Raw genomic sequence first — 1,440 nt, forward strand, 5'->3', positions numbered from 1 at the left:
CGTGACCCGGAAAGACCTGGATATGATCTGGCTGCGTGACGAACGACCGCTTCAGACTGCGGAAGATCTGTTTGGCACCCTCGAAACGGGTGTCGACACCGTCGGCAGCTTCGTCGAGTAGGTCCGGATCATCGAGATCACTCCTGCGAGCTGACCCTGCGCACGCCGCAAACGGTTCAATACCAATGCGATGCTTACGGTGTCACCAGTCATGTCGTTCAGTCCTTCGTTCGATGAAACTCCAGTTTACCCCTAGCGGTAAGGGTGGTCGAGGTGGCCGAAGCTGGACGGTGGCCTCGGTGCGGATGTCGCGGCCCATGGGCTGGAGAGGCCGGGTCAGTCATCGTTGCACCGAGGGGTCGGGGCCACCCGTGACCTGTCGTAGTCGCCCATTGATGGGCTATACCGGTAGGGGTATACGGAAGACCGCGTCGCCGCCGACCTCAGGTTCACTTAAGACTCGACCGCTATCGTCGGCACCACCGCACCACCGCACCGGAAGGACAACCACTGATGACACTCACCATTGGCGACACCGCCCCCGATTTCCACGCCCAAACCACCCAGGGTCCGATCAACTTCCACGAGTGGATCGGTGAAAGCTGGGCAGTTCTGTTCTCCCACCCCCGCGATTTCACCCCGGTGTGCACGACCGAACTCGGTTACATGGCCACGATCAAACCCGAATTCGACCAACGCAACACCAAGATCATCGGGTTGTCAGTCGACCCACTCGACAACCACGTCGCATGGGCCGACGACATCGCCGAAACACAAGGTACCGCGCCCAACTATCCGATGATTTCCGACAACGACTACACCATTTCGAAGGCCTACGGGATGCTACCCGCCGAAATCGCCGGCGACCCGACCAGTCACACTCCGGCCGAGATGGCGACGCTGCGCAATGTCTTCGTCATCGGCCCCGATAAGACGATCAAGTTGGTGCTCATTTACCCGATGACCACCGGCCGCAACTTCGACGAGGTGCTGCGTGTAATCGACTCGCTACAACTCACTGCCGCGCATAAGGTGGCCACCCCCGCCCAGTGGAATAGAGGTGGCGACGTGATCATTGCCGGCTCGGTCAGCGACGAGGATGCTAAAAAGATCTATCCGGATGGCTGGACTGCCCCTCGCCCCTACTTGCGCATCGTTGCCGACCCCACCCAAGGCTGAGGGCGACGCCCACGGGCATGCTGAACCGTCCTGGATCTGACGGAGACCTGGTTCGAGCCACTTGGCGGTCGGAGGTGTCGGTCGAGATTGCTGACGGTGCTCGTTCTCATAGGGGTCGCGGTGGGCCGAATATCACCAGGGACACCAGTAGTCCGGTCATCATCGTGACCGCGAACACGAGCACCCACCGCTGCGCGGGGTCGTATCCGACCTGGAGGTTCGCGAATTCCTTGGCACCGTCGAACCGGACGACGGTGCCGT

At 60.9% G+C, this 1,440-nt stretch carries 1 protein-coding gene and 3 pseudogenes; 1 reads left to right on the plus strand and 3 read right to left on the minus strand.

Annotation, left to right across the window (positions count from 1 at the left end):
- Together MTX34_RS25455 and MTX34_RS26200 are read right to left on the minus strand one after the other, a co-directional pair.
- Positions 1–139 (minus strand): annotated as a pseudogene (locus MTX34_RS25455) (MBL fold metallo-hydrolase); the annotation flags it as partial.
- Positions 79–213: pseudogene (locus tag MTX34_RS26200) on the minus strand (metal-sensing transcriptional repressor); the annotation flags it as partial. The pseudogenes MTX34_RS26200 and MTX34_RS25455, both read right to left, overlap by 61 nt.
- A gap of 300 nt (positions 214–513) precedes the next feature.
- On the opposite strand from MTX34_RS26200, the gene MTX34_RS25465 reads away from it, so the two are divergent.
- Positions 514–1,179 carry a peroxiredoxin gene (locus MTX34_RS25465; RefSeq protein WP_008720432.1) on the plus strand — a complete coding sequence of 222 codons (666 nt, stop codon included), beginning with the start codon at positions 514–516 and terminating at the stop codon, positions 1,177–1,179.
- 130 nt (positions 1,180–1,309) lie between these two features.
- Here MTX34_RS25465 and MTX34_RS25470 read toward each other — a convergent pair.
- Positions 1,310–1,440, minus strand: a pseudogene (locus tag MTX34_RS25470) (cytochrome c biogenesis protein ResB); the annotation flags it as partial.

This window comes from Rhodococcus sp. ARC_M5 (genome assembly GCF_022810405.1).
GTDB classification, from domain to species: domain Bacteria; phylum Actinomycetota; class Actinomycetes; order Mycobacteriales; family Mycobacteriaceae; genus Rhodococcoides; species Rhodococcoides navarretei.